Annotated in this window: 20 protein-coding genes; 13 read left to right on the forward strand and 7 right to left on the reverse strand. The window is 58.0% G+C overall.

Features of this window, described 5'->3' with window-relative positions:
- Positions 1-13 precede the first annotated feature (13 nt).
- From UP06_RS18930 to UP06_RS18945, 4 genes are all read left to right on the forward strand, one after another.
- Positions 14-874 (forward strand): alpha/beta fold hydrolase, encoded by an 861-nt coding sequence (locus UP06_RS18930; RefSeq protein WP_045004708.1) that lies wholly within the window; start codon positions 14-16, stop codon positions 872-874.
- Positions 875-956: 82 nt separating this feature from the next.
- Entirely contained in the window at positions 957-1715 is a 759-nt protein-coding gene (locus UP06_RS18935) for an SDR family NAD(P)-dependent oxidoreductase (protein ID WP_045004710.1), read from the forward strand.
- 56 nt (positions 1716-1771) lie between these two features.
- A complete protein-coding gene (locus UP06_RS18940; RefSeq protein ID WP_045004712.1) occupies positions 1772-2419 on the forward strand; it encodes a glutathione S-transferase family protein in 648 nt (215 codons plus the stop codon).
- Between the two features lie 733 nt (positions 2420-3152).
- The gene (locus UP06_RS18945; RefSeq protein WP_245305504.1) at positions 3153-4748 is read left to right on the forward strand and encodes a putative bifunctional diguanylate cyclase/phosphodiesterase; all 1596 of its coding nucleotides are present in this window, start codon (positions 3153-3155) and stop codon (positions 4746-4748) included.
- A 285-nt stretch (positions 4749-5033) separates the two neighbouring features.
- On the opposite strand, the gene UP06_RS18950 is transcribed toward UP06_RS18945, so the two are convergent.
- The 3 genes from UP06_RS18950 to UP06_RS42685 all read right to left on the reverse strand — a co-directional run bounded on the left by UP06_RS18950 (position 5034) and on the right by UP06_RS42685 (position 7120).
- A complete protein-coding gene (locus UP06_RS18950; protein WP_045004714.1) occupies positions 5034-5603 on the reverse strand; it encodes a peptidase S14 in 570 nt (189 codons plus the stop codon).
- A gap of 636 nt (positions 5604-6239) precedes the next feature.
- A complete protein-coding gene (locus tag UP06_RS40010; RefSeq protein ID WP_050031830.1) occupies positions 6240-6785 on the reverse strand; it encodes a serine hydrolase in 546 nt (181 codons plus the stop codon).
- The gene (locus tag UP06_RS42685) at positions 6674-7120 is read right to left on the reverse strand and encodes a serine hydrolase domain-containing protein (RefSeq protein ID WP_082081494.1); all 447 of its coding nucleotides are present in this window, start codon (positions 7118-7120) and stop codon (positions 6674-6676) included. The genes UP06_RS40010 and UP06_RS42685 overlap by 112 nt, the downstream gene beginning before the upstream one ends.
- Positions 7121-7355: 235 nt before the next feature.
- Here UP06_RS42685 and UP06_RS18960 point away from each other — a divergent pair, with 235 nt between their 5' ends.
- The 4 genes from UP06_RS18960 to UP06_RS18975 are packed head-to-tail and all read left to right on the forward strand — an operon-like array spanning position 7356 to position 9146.
- Entirely contained in the window at positions 7356-7865 is a 510-nt protein-coding gene (locus UP06_RS18960) for a hypothetical protein (protein ID WP_050031834.1), read from the forward strand.
- Positions 7862-8164, forward strand: coding sequence for a hypothetical protein (locus tag UP06_RS18965; RefSeq protein ID WP_045004715.1), 303 nt, complete (start codon positions 7862-7864; stop codon positions 8162-8164). Before UP06_RS18960 ends, UP06_RS18965 begins: the two co-directional genes overlap by 4 nt.
- A gap of 2 nt (positions 8165-8166) precedes the next feature.
- Entirely contained in the window at positions 8167-8886 is a 720-nt protein-coding gene (locus UP06_RS18970) for an SOS response-associated peptidase (protein WP_045004716.1), read from the forward strand.
- Positions 8883-9146 carry a hypothetical protein gene (locus UP06_RS18975; protein ID WP_045004717.1) on the forward strand — a complete coding sequence of 88 codons (264 nt, stop codon included), beginning with the start codon at positions 8883-8885 and terminating at the stop codon, positions 9144-9146. Before UP06_RS18970 ends, UP06_RS18975 begins: the two co-directional genes overlap by 4 nt.
- 265 nt (positions 9147-9411) lie before the next feature.
- Here the strand turns inward: UP06_RS18975 and UP06_RS18980 are convergent, their stop codons facing one another.
- Positions 9412-9795: a hypothetical protein gene (locus tag UP06_RS18980; protein WP_045004718.1), complete on the reverse strand. Its 384-nt coding sequence runs from the start codon at positions 9793-9795 to the stop codon at positions 9412-9414.
- Positions 9796-9893: 98 nt separating this feature from the next.
- Between UP06_RS18980 and UP06_RS18985 the strand changes: the two genes are divergently transcribed.
- Both UP06_RS18985 and UP06_RS41565 read left to right on the forward strand, forming a co-directional pair.
- The gene (locus tag UP06_RS18985; protein WP_045004719.1) at positions 9894-10226 is read left to right on the forward strand and encodes a hypothetical protein; all 333 of its coding nucleotides are present in this window, start codon (positions 9894-9896) and stop codon (positions 10224-10226) included.
- Positions 10227-10550: 324 nt separating this feature from the next.
- Entirely contained in the window at positions 10551-10724 is a 174-nt protein-coding gene (locus tag UP06_RS41565) for a hypothetical protein (protein WP_197087312.1), read from the forward strand.
- Between the two features lie 234 nt (positions 10725-10958).
- Here UP06_RS41565 and UP06_RS18990 read toward each other — a convergent pair whose 3' ends face one another.
- Positions 10959-11171 (reverse strand): hypothetical protein, encoded by a 213-nt coding sequence (locus UP06_RS18990; RefSeq protein ID WP_349509936.1) that lies wholly within the window; start codon positions 11169-11171, stop codon positions 10959-10961.
- A 166-nt stretch (positions 11172-11337) separates the two neighbouring features.
- On the opposite strand from UP06_RS18990, the gene UP06_RS18995 reads away from it, so the two are divergent.
- The gene (locus UP06_RS18995; protein ID WP_045004721.1) at positions 11338-11619 is read left to right on the forward strand and encodes a hypothetical protein; all 282 of its coding nucleotides are present in this window, start codon (positions 11338-11340) and stop codon (positions 11617-11619) included.
- A 38-nt stretch (positions 11620-11657) separates the two neighbouring features.
- Here the strand turns inward: UP06_RS18995 and ligD are convergent, their stop codons facing one another.
- The gene (gene ligD / locus UP06_RS19000) at positions 11658-12554 is read right to left on the reverse strand and encodes a non-homologous end-joining DNA ligase (RefSeq protein WP_045004722.1); all 897 of its coding nucleotides are present in this window, start codon (positions 12552-12554) and stop codon (positions 11658-11660) included.
- Between the two features lie 63 nt (positions 12555-12617).
- Here ligD and UP06_RS19005 point away from each other — a divergent pair, with 63 nt between their 5' ends.
- On the forward strand, positions 12618-12923 hold the full coding sequence (locus UP06_RS19005) for a hypothetical protein (RefSeq protein WP_045004723.1): 306 nt from the start codon (positions 12618-12620) through the stop codon (positions 12921-12923).
- 659 nt (positions 12924-13582) lie between these two features.
- On the opposite strand, the gene UP06_RS41570 is transcribed toward UP06_RS19005, so the two are convergent.
- Positions 13583-14410 carry a hypothetical protein gene (locus tag UP06_RS41570; RefSeq protein ID WP_197087314.1) on the reverse strand — a complete coding sequence of 276 codons (828 nt, stop codon included), beginning with the start codon at positions 14408-14410 and terminating at the stop codon, positions 13583-13585.
- Positions 14411-14596: 186 nt separating this feature from the next.
- On the opposite strand from UP06_RS41570, the gene UP06_RS19015 reads away from it, so the two are divergent.
- Entirely contained in the window at positions 14597-15622 is a 1026-nt protein-coding gene (locus UP06_RS19015) for a hypothetical protein (protein WP_156163066.1), read from the forward strand.
- Positions 15623-15665: the final 43 nt, after the last annotated feature.

Here is a 15665-nt window from a genome sequence, read left to right on the forward strand (position 1 = left end):
TTAGGACTTCACGATGGCCACCTACACCCACCACACCGCTCCAACGCAATTCGTCGAGGCGAACGGCATTCGCTTCGCCTACCGGCGCTTTGGCATGGCGGGCGGGGTGCCGCTTGTATTCAACATGCACTTCACAGGCACCATAGATCACTGGGACCCGGCGGTGACCGATGGATTTGCCGAGGATCGCGAGGTAATTCTCTTCAACAACGCTGGCGTTTCATCTAGCTCTGGCGAAGTCCCTGACACTATCGCCGGGATGGGCTCGAACGCCATCGCCTTCATAGGCGCGCTTGGTCTCACACACGTAGACGTGCTCGGCTTCTCGATCGGTGGTCTCGTGGCGCAGGAGATCGCCTTGCAAGCGCCGGGTCTCGTGCGCTTCCTTGTTCTTGTCGGCACCGGGCCCCGCAGCGGCGAGAGCATGGATACCGGCACCCCGGAGGGGAAAGAGATCTTCGGCGTGACCTATGCAAAGCCGGATGATCTCTGGCTCCGTGTCCACTTCACGCCCTCCGAAACCAGTCAGCGAGCGGGAGCCGCGTTCCTCGAGCGGTCGCACCGGCGCGTTGAGAACCGCGACCCAGAGGTTATGCAAGCCGCTGCGGTTCGTCAGCGCGCTGCAATCGCAGCATGGGGCGCCAAGCGCGAGAAGGCCTGGGACTATCTGAAAACGATCAGGCAACGCACGTTGGTCGTCAACGGTAGCGACGATGTCATCATCTACACGGTCAATTCCTTCATCCTGCAGCAGCACCTGCCGAATGCGAAGCTGATCCTCTATCCGGACTCAGCACATGGATCGCTTTTCCAGTATCCGGAGATGTTCGTCCGCGATGTCGCAGGCTTTCTCAACCAAGAGCAATGGAGCTGAGCGCTGTAGGGCCGTTCTACCAAATGCAACTGCCACGGCATCATAGCGAACGTGGCCAGCCCGTAACTGAAGGAGATTTCCCATGAATTCCCAAGTCAATTCCCCTGTCGTCCTGATCACCGGAGCGCTGACCGGCATCGCCCGCGCAACCGCACTCGCCTTTGCCCACAAGGGAGCGAGGGTTGTGGCCTCCGGCCGCCACGAAGACGCCGGCGCGGCTCTTGCGGCCGAATTGCGCGTGGCCGGCGCCCAAGCCGAGTTCATCCGCGCCGACGTGCGCCACGAGGAGGACGTTCGCGCACTGGTCGATGCGACTGTCAAGCGCTTCAGTCGCCTTGATGTCGCCGTCAACGCCGCCGGAACCGAAGGCAAGCCCGGACCCGCCACCGAACAGACCGCCGAAAGCTACGCCGCGACCTTCGACACCAATGTGCTCGGCACGATCCTCAGCATGAAGCACGAGTTGCGCGTCATGCAGGCGCAGGGCAGCGGCAGCATCATCAATATCTCTTCGACCTTTGGTCACGAGGGAGGGGCCGGTGCATCGATCTATGCTGCCAGCAAACATGCGGTCGAGGGCCTGACGAAGTCGGTTGCGCTGGAGTTCGGTGCCTCCGGCATTCGCGTCAATGCGGTGGCGCCCGGACCAATCCAGACCCCAATGCTCGATCGCTTCACCGGAGGCGAAGATGTCAAGGCATATCTGGCCACGCTCAACGCCCAAAAGCGGATCGGTCAGCCTGACGAGATCGCCCGCGCCGTTCTGTATCTCGCTTCCGAAGATGCGAGCTTCGTGACGGGCCACATCCTGAATGTCGACGGCGGCAAATCCGCAAGCTGAAGCGGACGGACAGACCAAAGTCCGGCCGGTCTTCCTCCACAATGGAAATAGAAGTCATGTCATCCGAAAATCTGAAGCTTTACGAATCTGCCGGTTCGCCCAATTCGCGCCGGGTACGCATCTTCCTGGCCGAAAAGGGAATCAGCATAGCGCGCGTTACCATTGACCTGGGCGCAAAGGAACAGCTTTCCGAAGCCTATTCCCGGATCAACCCGCGTCGCGTCGTTCCCACGCTCGTCCTTGCCGACGGAACGGCGATCGGCGAAGTGCCTGCGATCTTCCTCTATCTCGAGGAGATCCATCCTGACAGCCCGCTATTCGGCACTTCGCCCAAGGAACGGGCACTGGTTACGATGTGGGAGCGACGAATGGAACTCGAAGGTTTTGCGGCAGTGATGGAGACCGTTCGCAACGCCGCTGCCGGACTCAAGGGGCGCGCAATCGCCGGGACGCATGACTATGAGCAGATTCCGGCGCTCGTCGAACGCGGACGGCTGCGTGTGACGGATTTCTACGCCGATCTTGAGGCGAGGCTTGCCGAGTTGCCCTTTGTTGCGGGCAACGAATTTAGCGCGGCCGACATTACCGCGATCGTCGCGATCGATTTCGCCGGTAAGGCACTGAACCTGCCCATGCCGGAAAGCCATCAGGCTTCCAAGCGCTGGTATGCGGCGGTCGCTGCCCGGCCGAGCATGTCGGCATAGCGTCCGGACCCGAGCCGTTGTCAGCCCTGCGTTGATCTCCTGAGACCGGTCTCCCTCCGCATGGATTAAGATGCCATGGGTCGTACTATCGATGTGGCCATAATTAATAGCGACGCCGTTTGCACCCGGTCCACTCAGGCCGGACGACTCATCCGCGTCTACGCGCGCTCCTGAATTCCCGATTTGAAATCGGTCTGCACTGGCGACTATCCCTTCGGAAGGGACGACATCGCCGTTCTGACCGCGGCAAGGAAACGCCAGTTCCGGACCGCATCGTTTGCGCAGAAATCCCAACGCCGGATTCTCCCCAGCTTCTCTAACGTTTTCCGCGCGAATAAATCTTGTTTGAGTGAGTCATCGTGGTTTCGGGGGTCTCTCGAGGGCTCGCAACATGCCAACGGCTCCCTCCATCTAGCGACAACAAGTTTGGCGAGGTGATTTCTCACGCGCGACGTCCGCTTTGGGTGGCGGCCATCGCGCACCAGGCTGCGATAGGTCTGCTACGGGCCAATAGAAGACGTTGTCGTGCGCTGAAGTCAATTTATCGGAAATACCGACGATCGCGGCAAGGCCGTGTCGCCAAGGTAAGGGGACCTCCGCGCTCACAACGCTCACGTGAGCGCTGGAGGGTGCTAAGTGCCAACAATCGTGTACGTTCGGCAACTAAATTAACCTCGTTGGTAGCCTGTAAGACCTCACCGGAACAACCGACGTCGACGAAGGTTTGGCTTTCGTGAAATTGCCCCCGCAACCATCACGAGGCCTCGCGATAACCTGGTTTGATTGGCGACGGCCCGAAGCCAGAGACGCCGTCGTCCTTGTTACGGCGGCAGTGCTCGCTTACGTTGTCGCCCATATCTACGATCTTGCTCCCAAGCTGTTTCAACTCGGCATTGACTACGCCGAATGGGAGCTCGACGACGCGATTTTCGTCGTGTTCGTCATGAGCATTGGCATGATGATTTACGCGTTTCGGCGTTATCGCGACCTTTCCCGGGAAATAAAATCTCGCATCGGCGCGGAACTCGAAGCACGCAAACTTGCCCGTCACGACCCGTTGACGGGGCTGCCGAATCGCCGATTCTTCGAGGAAAGGCTTGAAGAATATCTTGGCACCGCCAGTGCCACGCATCAGGTGGCCGTTCTCATGATGGACCTCGATGGTTTCAAGGTCGTCAACGACACCCACGGCCACGCCGTCGGTGACAAAGCGCTGAACGAATTTGCCCGGCGGGTCTCTGTCATTGTGCGCGCGGACGCATTTCTTGCCAGAATTGGCGGGGACGAATTCACGATCGTCATGCCCAAAATCGACACCCTTGATGACCCCACAAATCTGGCGCGACGCATCGCGGCAGCCGTTGCCGAGCCCTTCGTCGTCGAGCACGTCACAGCGGAGTTCGGTGTCGGAATTGGTATCGCCATCGCTCCGAATGATGGCGTTCATGCTGACGAGTTGGTCAGGCGCGCAGACCGCGCACTCTATCGCGCCAAGGCCGCTGGGCGATCATCGGTTCGTTTCTTCGAGCGGGAGATGGACACCCATGTCGAGCGGCGCATCCAGATCGAGCAAGCGCTCCGATGCGCCATTGCGTCCAATGGCATTGTGCCACATTACCAGCCTCTGGTGTCGCTGGACGGCAATCGCATCATCGGGTTTGAGGCGCTGGCGCGTTGGGAGAATGCCGATTTAGGATTCGTTCCGCCCGACGTGTTCATTCCGATTGCGGAGGAAACCCATCTCATTAACGGGCTCAGCGATCAACTTTTCCGGCGGGCGTGTCTTGATGCAAACACGTGGCCTACAACCTTCGTACTCGCCTTCAACGTCTCACCGGTTCAGTTACGCGATCCGACGCTCGGGCTGCGCCTTCTATCGATTCTGGCACAGACCGGATTCAACCCGCGCCGTTTAGAGATTGAAATCACCGAGAGCGCGCTCGTTGAAAATATCGAGGTTGCGCAGACCGTGATCGATCAGCTTCGTCAGGTCGGTGTGCGTATCGCGCTCGATGATTTTGGCACAGGTTACTCTACGCTGAGCCAATTGCTCTCGTTTCACCTCGACAAGATCAAGATTGACAGGAGCTTTGTCTCGCGTCTCGAACAGAGCGAGGAAAGCCAAGTGATCGTCCGCGCAATTCTCGGTCTTGCAAAAGGATTTGGCCTGACGACCACAGCCGAGGGCGTCGAAGACGCCGGGCAGTTGGCATATCTCCAAGCCAACGGCTGCACCGAGGGTCAAGGCTATCTCTTCAGCAAGGCCATCCCTGCGGCGGATATTCCCGCACTTCTGAACCGTTTGCCCTACGACGCTGCCGCTGCCTGAATCGGTGTTGGAGAACAGGACGATTCGAGCGCGAATGTCCGTTTCGGGTCAAACGCGGCGATCATCGGTCGAACCCAGAGCCATCTGCTATACCTTCGACACCGGACATTTTGCCAGGCACAGCGAAACCTGCTCCCCCAACGACCACGGCAAGAACCGCTGCATCCCGGTCACCGGCCACAAGCAGGTCTGCGTCCCGCGCTAGAATACCGAAGCGGCGCCGCAGTCGCGCCTATCAGAGATCATCCAACCGCGTCCCGCGGTCTCCCGAATAGCGGACGAATGTCACAAGACCTCTTCCACGAGACCGAGGGTTTTCGCTTCGTGTGCCTCCAGATACCAATTTGACGGCGCTTTTCTGAGGACCTCCTCGAGCGTCACGCTGGATCCGACGATAAGGTTTTCGAAGCCTTCGTTCTGGATGGCAATCGAACACTCGATCTCATTGAGAGTTGCCTTCACGACCGCGATGCAAGTGGTCAGAGGCCCATCGATGACCAGTTTCTTCGAAAGCTTTCGCTCGTGGATCATGAGACGCGTTCCTCGGGCGAGGTAGCGGTTCTGCCGGGCGAAAAAGCTCATGAACGTCGTGCCGGCTGAATAGATGGCAGCCTTGCCAAGGAACACGAACCGCCGCTGCGGCTCCATCTCGCTCGCAAAGCGAATGTCTTCCCCCATCATGCGCGCCACCTCCGGGTCACCGCCAAGGGTCGAAAGCTCGGTGACCACGATGTCCTCGTCCGAGGCCTTATCGAACTGTGTCCTGAATTTTGTGTACATGTCGTAGTCGACAACGCCTGAAAGCGCGATCGCGGGTGATTTGAATGCGGTGGACGGAAGTCTTTCCAGCTGCATGACCAGTCCTCTCGTTTCACTCAGAGCATGCAGATAACGTGCCCCGACCTCACATGATGCCAAGGGTGACTGCCCAAAAAGGATGCGTCCGACCATAGGAACGAGGGGTGATGTGCGGAGATTGACTTTGTGGGATCGCCATCCATCGCCCCCACCCGCCTTTTGCATAGGACAGGTCCCGCGACGACCGCCGCGCTCGCGGGAGATACTCAAAGATGGTGATTTCGGTTGCCACTTGTCTCGCAACGGAGCGGACAATGTTCTTGATGTTTGAATCACTGTCTACCAGGACGATGCGCCATCAAGAGTTCAGGTGCCCGCGGTGTGAGCGATGGCCCCGGCTTGTCAGACTCGACCCGAAACCATTTGGCTCTGACAGCCTGTACGAATGCCGGTGCGGCGTTCAGATCTGGTATCGGGGTCCAGGCGAAGCGACTTCCCGTTAGAGGGCCAGCCCCCTACGGCACCGGCAACGAAACCTGCTTTAGCCCCCGCCGACGACGGCAAGAACCGCTACAACCCCGCCACCGGCCACATGCAGGTCTGCATCTCGCGCTAACCACGCCCGCGCTCCGGATGCCCCCACTGCGAACCTGAGCCGAGCGTCGCGCGATGGCGGCTAAGGGCCATGAACAGTCATGCGCATGCGAGACGAGCGACTTCATATTCGGTGACACCTTCGCTATCAGCTTGGGCAAACGCGGCAACCGTGCGGGGCGTGGTTAGGCTGTTGAAGTGATAGACCGCGCTGACACTTCCGGGGCCGGCACCGGAATGGCCGAAGGTGGCGCCCGCTGATGCCATTCGACCGATCATCAAACCAAGCCCGTAGCCAGTCGTCTCCCATGGCCGATCAGGCAGAGGCCCACCAAGCGGGACGCATTTGGTCATTTCAGCTAGAAGCTCACCTGGTAAAACCTCACCCAACATCAGCCTGTGTAGAAAGCGTGCCGCATCATCCGCGGTTCCGGCCAGAAGACCGTGGTAGACCCAACCTGGATCATAACCACCATGGTTGCCCCACGCGGTATTGGCGAGGTCGCCTGCGGTAGTGACGATGTGCACGGACTTTAGGCCGAGCGCATCGAAAACAAGATGCCGTAGAGCACTGCTGATATCATGACCGGTGGTTTCTTCGATTTTCCGGCGGATGAAAAAGTACCGACATTTGAATATCGCCAACTATGGCCCGGCTCAAAGTCGAGGCGGTCAGCCCCGACCCGGTCAAGCAACTGCCCAACATCCCACGGCTTCTCGCCGCGCTGAACGGCTGCATGATAGGATGGAAGGCCGCCATAGTCTGGCACACCGGCCTGGTGCTGGAGCAGTTGACGAAGTGTGTAGGGTCGACCGTCGAAAGGTTCATCTAGTCTCAAGCGTTCTTGCGCGACGAGGCGCAGAGCCGCCGTTGCAAGCGCGGTTTTTGTGAAGCTCCACCAAGGAATGCGCGATTGCTGGGCGCAATCTACCTGCCCTTCGGTTGAGTCAATTCGCGCGGTTATGAAGCTCGGGTTCATACAGCCGAGCTTAGCAGCGACGAGTGACGACGTCGAAGGTAGATGTCGCCTTTGGGTCACAAGTGGAAGTGAAGCAGATGAATGACAACGTCCGCTTTACCCTTAGAAGCAGACCTCCATTACCCAAAAAAGAATCCAGATATCGCCATCATTGACCAATGAGCAGTGCCTGCGCTGTTCTTACCCGCCACGCCTAGTGGCTTTCCTCGGACGAGATTCGGGATGATCATACGGAATGTCCCCTCGCATCATACCCATCCCGCTGTCCGGCGACCTGAGGAAAGCCCAAGCCAAAGGCGTTCGGTATGCCGACGGGCTGCACAACACCTATTTCGAGCAATCGAAGCTGATCCGGAGCGCCGCGGAGACAAAGATCCGTGAAGCTGACAGACTGGAATGTGAGGCTTGGAATGCATTGATGTGGGCTTGGGCCACTGGTGAAATGCGTCCGGTGATCGATGATCAGCAGGCCAACCCCACGATCGGCAAGGCGATCAACGCCGGTTACGACCTGCTCGAGGCTAAGTGCAAACGCTGCCGTCGTCTTTCGTTAGTGTCATTGCGTGCCGTGAAGCGCCCGGGACGCACGCCGATCTTGATGCTCGAGGACGCGTTATTCTGCGAGCCGTGCAGCGAGGGCAAGCACTATACCCATCGCCAGCGCGCGTTTATTGTGGGCCTCACGTATGCCAAACCGGACGACCCGTCGGCCGGCAAAGCAACCGTTGGGAAGCGACGACCATGACGATCTTCCGATTAGCCCCGATCGACATCCGCGCCAACGACGAGAAATGGGCGACCTCCACGATACAGGAGACCGTGTGGGTCGAAGCGAGCGACGACCTTCATGCTCGACATCTTGTGGAAAATGCGACCCTCAAAATGGCCGAGAGACAGCCCGAGCGTAAAATCCTGTATTCGCCCTGGCTTGATCCGGTCATCACAACGTGCTTCCCAGACAAAGACGAGAAGCATCCGCCTAAGGGCAAGTTGCTGACAGCCGAAGGCAAAGCGATTGAAATTCCGGGCGTCGAGACTGACTGACCGTGTGCAATCTTTATAGCATCACCACCAACCAGGCCGCGATCAGTGCATTGTTTCGAGTCGTCAATCGCTATGTCGGCAACCTTGCGCCTATGCCTGGCATCTTCCCGGATTACAAGGCGCCGATCATTCGGACCGGTAAAGAGGGCCGCGAGCTCGCTACTGCACGATGGGGCATGCCGTCGTCGTCCAAGGCGCTCATGGATGCCACCAAGAAGCGAGCCGAGAAGTTGCAAGCCAAAGGCAAGACAGTCGACTTCAAGGGATTGCTACGGATGGAGCCTGACGGCGGCACGACCAACATCCGCAACGTGAAGAGCAAACACTGGACGAGGTGGCTGGGGCCGGAGCACCGCTGTGTGGTGCCGTTCAACTCATTTAGCGAGTTCAACAAGGCCGAAGGCGGCGACATCTGGTTCGCGCTTGACGAAACCCGACCTCTCGCCTGCTTTGCCGGCATCTGGACCAACTGGACGTCGGTCCGAAAGGTCAAGGAAGGCGAGACGACGAACGATCTCTATGCGTTCCTGACGACGGAGCCGAACGCCGAGGTCGGGGCGATACATCCGAAAGCGATGCCGGTGATCCTGGCGACGCCGGCCGAGGTTGAGACTTGGATGACCGCGCCATGGGATGAAGCTAAGGCCCTACAACGCCCTTTTGCAGACGGCGCGCTGCGAATCGTGGCACGAGGGGTGAAAGAGGATCAAGCTGCTACATGAAACACGCTGAGGCACGTCCGTACGCCGATCCAGAAGCCGCCGCGCGCAAGCTCGTCGAACTCGCCACGAGCGCTCCACCGGTCCAGGACGGTCGCATCCACATCGAGAAGATCAACGCGCCGTTTCTGTCCACGTTCAAGGCGACAGGGCCGGAGTTCGGAGCAGGCATCAAATACGCGATTGAAAAGGGTTGGCTCGAGCTGCACGAGAGCGGCACCTATGTGCGGCTACTCGCGCCCGAGGGTCTGCTCGCAAACTAAGCCGAATCTTTCGGCGGCGATTCGGTCTTCTTCGTCTGCTGCTTCTGAAGTTGCTCCTCCGCATAAGCCACGATCATCGTCGTATATCCGGATCGCTTATTTTCTGAAACGTCTTGATCAAGCGAAGCATCTGCAAATCTTCGACGCCGTTCGGCATGGCAAAGACCCATCGTTGGGAAACGGCTACAGCTAAAATGCGAAAATTATGCAGCGGTTATTCCTCAAAGGGAACGTGGAACTCGGCAGAAGGTTAAACCGTGCCAGCCTAGCTGGCGGAGCGGCCCACTGAATGGCAGCTTGCCCGTAAAGACGCCTTTTCAATCGCGTCGGCGACGGCGCCAGACGGCCCAATCAGCCAGAACACCAACCTCACAAAAATGATCGCGGCCGTGATCTGGATCCAAACGAAACCTCCGAGCTCACGCAAAACAATCTCGGCCTGGGCACCCCAATAACTTGGAAGCGCATCGCCGACTGCTTCAATACCATGCGTGCCAGTGCGCAAAGCCCATCTGATCCACTCAGGCTTGTAGAAAAGCGCAGCGCCGAGCAAAACCCACGTCAGGATAGCAGTGCTGATCCTAAAGGAGTGCACCTTGGCGTGATGTTTGAAAGCCGAGAACCTCTCGCTTTTGTCGGCCCGAACCATGTCGCTTTCCGGGACCCACGCTTGAATGGCCTTGAGAGCTTCTGGAACGAATCAGCCCGCGTCAAATTGAATCCCGGTTCCGTTACGTGGAGTTGGATATGCGTCAGTCCCGTTGGACCCCGTCTATCATCCCGGCCGACGAGCCGACCGTTTACCTGGTGGCGGATGATTTTGGGCGAGCGGGGAGCGCGTGGCGTGAAGCTGACTTAGAGACCGCGGACCTCGAGACGGTCATCCAAGATCTGATCGCCGGGGAATATCGCAGGCCGATCAGGATCATTGCTTTCAACACGGACGAACGCTGGTCAGAAGACGTCTCCGAAGATGTTGCCCGCGAGATCCAGCGCCGCTGCAATCTGCAACTGAGCGATGTCCCTTTATCTACAGGAGTTCGTCGATCGCGACGCCGCGCAGGACACGCGGCAGTTTAGCTTGCGCCTGGTTTAGCCGAAGCGGTTCAGTGAAGCACGCAGCGTCAATGCGTCATTTTTCTGAGTTCGGTGTCGCAAAGGCTGCACTCATTGACTCACAGCAGGTCCCTTAGGACGTCTACGACTAGTCCTGCCGATAGGAGAGCAATCGCAATGTCGGCAAGGACGATCAGAACTCGACGCTCGTCGTCTTCAATAACCTCAAAGAACTTCCGCATTCCAATTCCAGCAGTCGGCCCCTCTTGTCCGTCTCAACAAGCGTCACTGAGGTTCAACAGGAACCAACTCGCTAATTCGCGGCTTGGTCTTCTTTAGGAGGAACCTATGGCCGTCAACAGACCCACTGGAGACAACGCACGCAAGGGCGCGGTGAAGAAGCGCACGCAGCTCAAGAACCCGCTGACGAAAACATCGACCAAGCGCAACAAGAAGGGCGGGCAGTTCATGGCCGTCAAGAAGAGCGCGAAGAAATTCAAGGGCGTCCGACGAGAGAAGTAGTGGGAAAATTCCTCATCATCTTTGCGATCATCCTCACCGTGCTCATTGCGTTTTCGGCTTGGGTGATTGCTCTATGACCTCAGAAGTGTCGGGCTCGTCGACGCCATTCAAGTCGCCTTGACATTCCCAGGGCATTCCCGCGCCGCACTGACAGCTGAATTCGTAAGACCACGCCAGTTTGGGATGGTTCTCGCAGACCCATCCCAGGCCGCGGCAAGACGCGGCAAGCGGGATTCAGCAAACGACGACCTCCAGCCCTTTGCGCTCCGCCCGGAATTTCCTGTAGTCGCTAATGGCGGTGTTCGAGAGCATCAGCATGCGACGCTCGCCTGTTCTCACCCTTGCCTCCACCGAACTCAGCAGGACGCGACTGGCGGTTTCGGGATCCCCGAGATCGCCTGTCCGTTCGAGAAAATCCCAAGCGATTTGGATGGAGTTTTCCATCATGACTGCTAGCGGCTGTGACATGCAAGGAAAACCCGATCGGAAACGCCTTGTTCCCTGGAATGGGGCGGCGTCTGAGAGACACATTTTTCTTCGACGGACTCCCGTCGGAGGAACGGCAAATCTCCAGTCCCGTTGGCTTTGATAACTCAACTCAGGAGGAACACCCATGAAGACAATCACTGCCGCCACCGCCGCTCTCGCCTTGATGTTCGGCTCTGCCTTTGCCCAGACCAGCACTGGCCCCGCCCCGCAATCCGACAGCATGAACAAGCCCGGCACGTCCAACGGCATGGACAAGGGTTCGATGGAGAAGGGCTCAATGGACAAGAGCACCACCGGCATGAATTCGGGTAGCTCCACGGGCGGCGCGAGCGCGCCGACCACCCCGAGCGGCGGCAGCTCGATGCAGGGCGGTCAGGGCAAGGCCGGCGTCGCGGGCGGAAAGTAACAGGCAAGACACCAGGGCGGCCTTCAACAGAGGCCGCCTCACCTTCCTTTGGACAGTCCCTTGAACGAACTCGCCCGCAGCAATCCTTCTGATGTGATGTCCCGATACTCGATGTCTGCGTAAAACGTCGGCTCTACCCATGTTGCCTTGGGCTTCTTGATTGCCCGGGTCAGCTTGGCTTTCGGACTGACAACGGTATCGAGCTTCTTGCGGATCTCGCTCGAAACTGTGCGCGACCAACCCGTGCCGACTTTGCCAATGTAGACCAGCTCCTTCCCCTCCTTCTTCCCCAGGTAGAGAGCGGCAACTCCTGTAGGGTCTTTGATGAATCCTACCACGGGGAATTTGCCCGTCTGGATGGTTTTGATTTTGAGCCAAGCCTCATTGCGATCGGAGCGGTATGGCGCGTCCGTCCTCTTCGACACGATACCCTCGTAGTTCAGCCTCGCAGCGGCCTCGAATAATTCGTGCCCATCCCCTTCAAGGTGCTCGCTGTAAAGGACCAGGGGTTCGAGCATGTCGATCAGCTCCTTCAAAATCTCCTTGCGCTTGATCTGGGGCTTGCTCCGAAGGTCCTCGCCGTTGTGGAAGAGGATATCGAAGGCATAGAACAGCATTCTGTCCTGACGGCCTTTGGCAAGGTCTGCTTGCAGTTCGGAAAAGTTTGTCCGTCCTTCGTGAATGACGACGACCTCGCCATCGAAGATGGTCTGGCTACGGGGTTTGAAAGAGCCGGCGATGGCCGAGAACCGTTTGGTCCAGTCGTGGCCGTTGCGGGTGAATATCCTAGCGGTGCCTTTGTCCACGTGCACCTGAGCCCGATAGCCGTCGTATTTGATTTCGTGAATCCAGCCCTCAGAGGGGGCTTTCATCTTCAGGGTCGCGAGCTGGGGCTTGATGAATCCCGGCATCGCCGCCTTTGCACGCTTATCCATACGCAACTCGAACTCAACAAATGATACGGAGGGCGACTAAAATCGGGATTATTGGGCAATCCCATGAACGATGATTTTAACAAAGAGCGGGCAGTTTTGATCCGTGACCTGGCGGACAAAGCCGACCCAATCACCAGGAAGTGGCTGCTCGACCTGTCGATCCGATATGAAGCTGGCCTGTCGGCCAAAACCGGACCACTGCCGTTACAGACGAAAACGAAAAGAATTCCCAAGCCCCGCGATTCGGTTGGACGACAAGGAAACGGCCTCAGCGGCACCGGGGGGTATGCTGAGGCCGGATCAAAGTCTCCCGCACGTGGGAAGCTGAAACAGAACGCCGGTTGCCGCAGCTTGTTCCGCCGCCATTAGCTCGTCATCGGAAAGACGGTCGAGACTAAGACTAGGCGAAGCGCTGGTCGACGCGCAGTGCAGCTTTAGACGTGGCCTCACCATTCGCCTCAGTGGGAAATGTCTTTCGGCACATAGCAGCCTAGCGATTTCGTTGGGGCAGATAGGAGCATCGACCCAAGTCGAACACGAATAAATACCTCGACATCCCAGCACTGTTTCTAAACCGTGACCTCTGAGAAAGAGCAATCGCGGAAACCCGGTGGGCTGGGACACCGGTCGGAGCATCGGACTCATCGTCCGGTTCACTCCTGGAAATGCACGACCCAAGCAGGCAGCGGTCGCTAAACGAAGCCTGACGAGAGACGGGGAAGCTTTAGACCGTCGAGGGTGGCACGATCGTCGGATCGGTCTTGCCGAGACCCTGCGCAGACAAGCAGAGAGTAACGGGGCTCACCGCACTGCCGGTCCCGACCACAGAAGTGGTTCCTCTGGTCCGATGATGCCGATGCCGTTACACGCACGGGTCATTTTGCCGGCAAGGCAAAGTGATGACCTCCTCCGTAACCGCACGTCGAGCTTGGTCGTGAAGTCAAAGATACAAGATTCAATCGGTGGTCCGAAGGCTCGCCCGAACGAAGTGAGGGCGAGAAGGCAGAGCTAATGGGTTGCTTGTTTGTCTACCGCTCGAATTCCTTCGAGTCACCGAAGTGATCAAGCGCTTCGTCGAGGTACTTCTTTATCGTCTTTTCGTTGCCTTCGAGTTTCGCCCCGCTCAATCGAGGTCGTAGGTCATCCAGCACACTAGCAATTCGTGTAGCCACGCTGAAGGTAGAGTGCCGAGGTGATCCGAGATGATGATGTCGCCACGCGAGGGCATAAATGATTCCCAACAACGTCCGGTGCTGGCGAAGGTCCGAGCCGCCCGGTTGATCTTCCGGCTGGCTTGCGCGAGCAGGTAAGCGTGGTGTTCGGTAATGGGTGAGTTCCGAGGTTTGGCCGAGGTTGGGACTGCGACTTGGCTCGGAGCCCTTATTGCTGGCTTCGGCTGAATCCTCGGATGCCTCTTCTGTCTCGGCCCCATTCATCCGAACGATCATTTTATTGAAGTTCGATCGAACCTTTTCCGCCAGGACGGGCGGAAAAGGCACACGGCACCCCTCCGTCCAGTCAATATACATTTTAGCCGGGATCGGAGTGGCGAGCGTGCCGGCGGACTGAGCCGCTAGAATGGTCTCCCTTAAACGACAAAAGTAACTCGCGAACTCCGAAGAACCGTCCATCTCCCGCATGTACTGGTCGTAGCGTACGACTGAGGGCGATCGACCAAAGGAGAGTGCGGCGGCTTCATCGACCGACCAGAAGAATTTGTAGGTCCATTCGTCTTCCCATACGGTGTCGGTTAGAAATTCGGCATCCGGGTGGCCGTAACCGAATTCAAGTTCGTAGCGATACTCACCCGCTTCGTCATACATCCAGTAATTCCAGACCGGCCAGTTTTCCATCACCAAGTGACTCCTGCTTGGAACGATAACGTTACGCCGTGAACTATTGGAACGACTCTCGGTCAAGTGGAAGTGGGTGAGCGAAGATTTTCGGTAATTGGCGTCCAATTACCGAAACGCCGGCAGCTCTAGGTCTAGCAGTACGGCCGTCGGAAACCATCCGACTCACCTATTGCATGGAGATAGAACATGTCGTCGAATACTTCTCTTTCGTCATCTGAATCTAACGCGACTGACGGGGCACTTGACGTGCGTCCCGAACGGGCATCGCTGGTTAAGCATAGCATCCAGATGCCCGACAGCGATCACGCTTACGACGAGCATAGGCTGAGGCAGCTCAGCGAGCGTGACTTGTACGATGCAAGCCGATTCGAAACCGAGCTTAAAGACACTTTCGGCTTTGGATGGGTCGACGATGAAGTGCGCGAGCCACTCGAGGACGCGATCAATCAATTCATTTCAATGAGCGAGCAGGGAGACGCCACGCCGGCTGGGATCTTTGCAACTGCCCTGAAGGTGTTTCTTAAGGCGCACCCGCGTGGGTTTGGCAGGTACTATAGCGGTCATGATCCCTGGCCTCGCTCGCCCGAGCTTATCCGGGCGGAGATCGACGCTCGCATGCCGATCGCGCTTAGTTGGTTGCAGGACGAACTGGATGAGGCGCTTGAGCGGGCGTCGTTTAAGGGGAGCGATGACCGACCCTACGAAGAAAAGCCTTTCGACAACGAGGCTACTACGATGCTGCGAATGCGCAGCGAGAAGCCTGATCCAACCGATGGCATGATTGTGGTTGCGGCGAATCGAGCGAGGCACACTGGTGATCCCGCGATTATTTCTCGCGAACGCCTAAACCACTGGTGGGCCGATTGCTGCGCTCGTTTCTCTCGTCCAGACGTCGATTGGTGCAAGGCAGGTGCAGTAATGTGGGACCATGTGCAGATCGAGGTGCCGCCTGATTGGATCGCGTTCATGATGTCACTCAAAAGCGTCGACGCGGACCTGGCCCGTGCAACGATGGCCGGACTCTTCGGCGCAGTGGCGACCACCGTCGGCCCAGTGGACATGGATTCCATCATGCATGGAATCACAACCTTCGTGCATACGCACCCGGCGTTCAGCGCCATCACCAAAGAGGGGGAGTGGCATCTCCCATATGGGGAAAACACAGCATACAGCGTACTTGTTGCGCCGGGGCAAGACGAGAACCAAAGCTGATCGCACCCGACTTTCGATGAACTCCATCGCCGCCCGTAGGGCG

It is taken from the genome of Bradyrhizobium sp. LTSP857 (genome assembly GCF_000938285.1).
GTDB lineage: Bacteria > Pseudomonadota > Alphaproteobacteria > Rhizobiales > Xanthobacteraceae > Bradyrhizobium.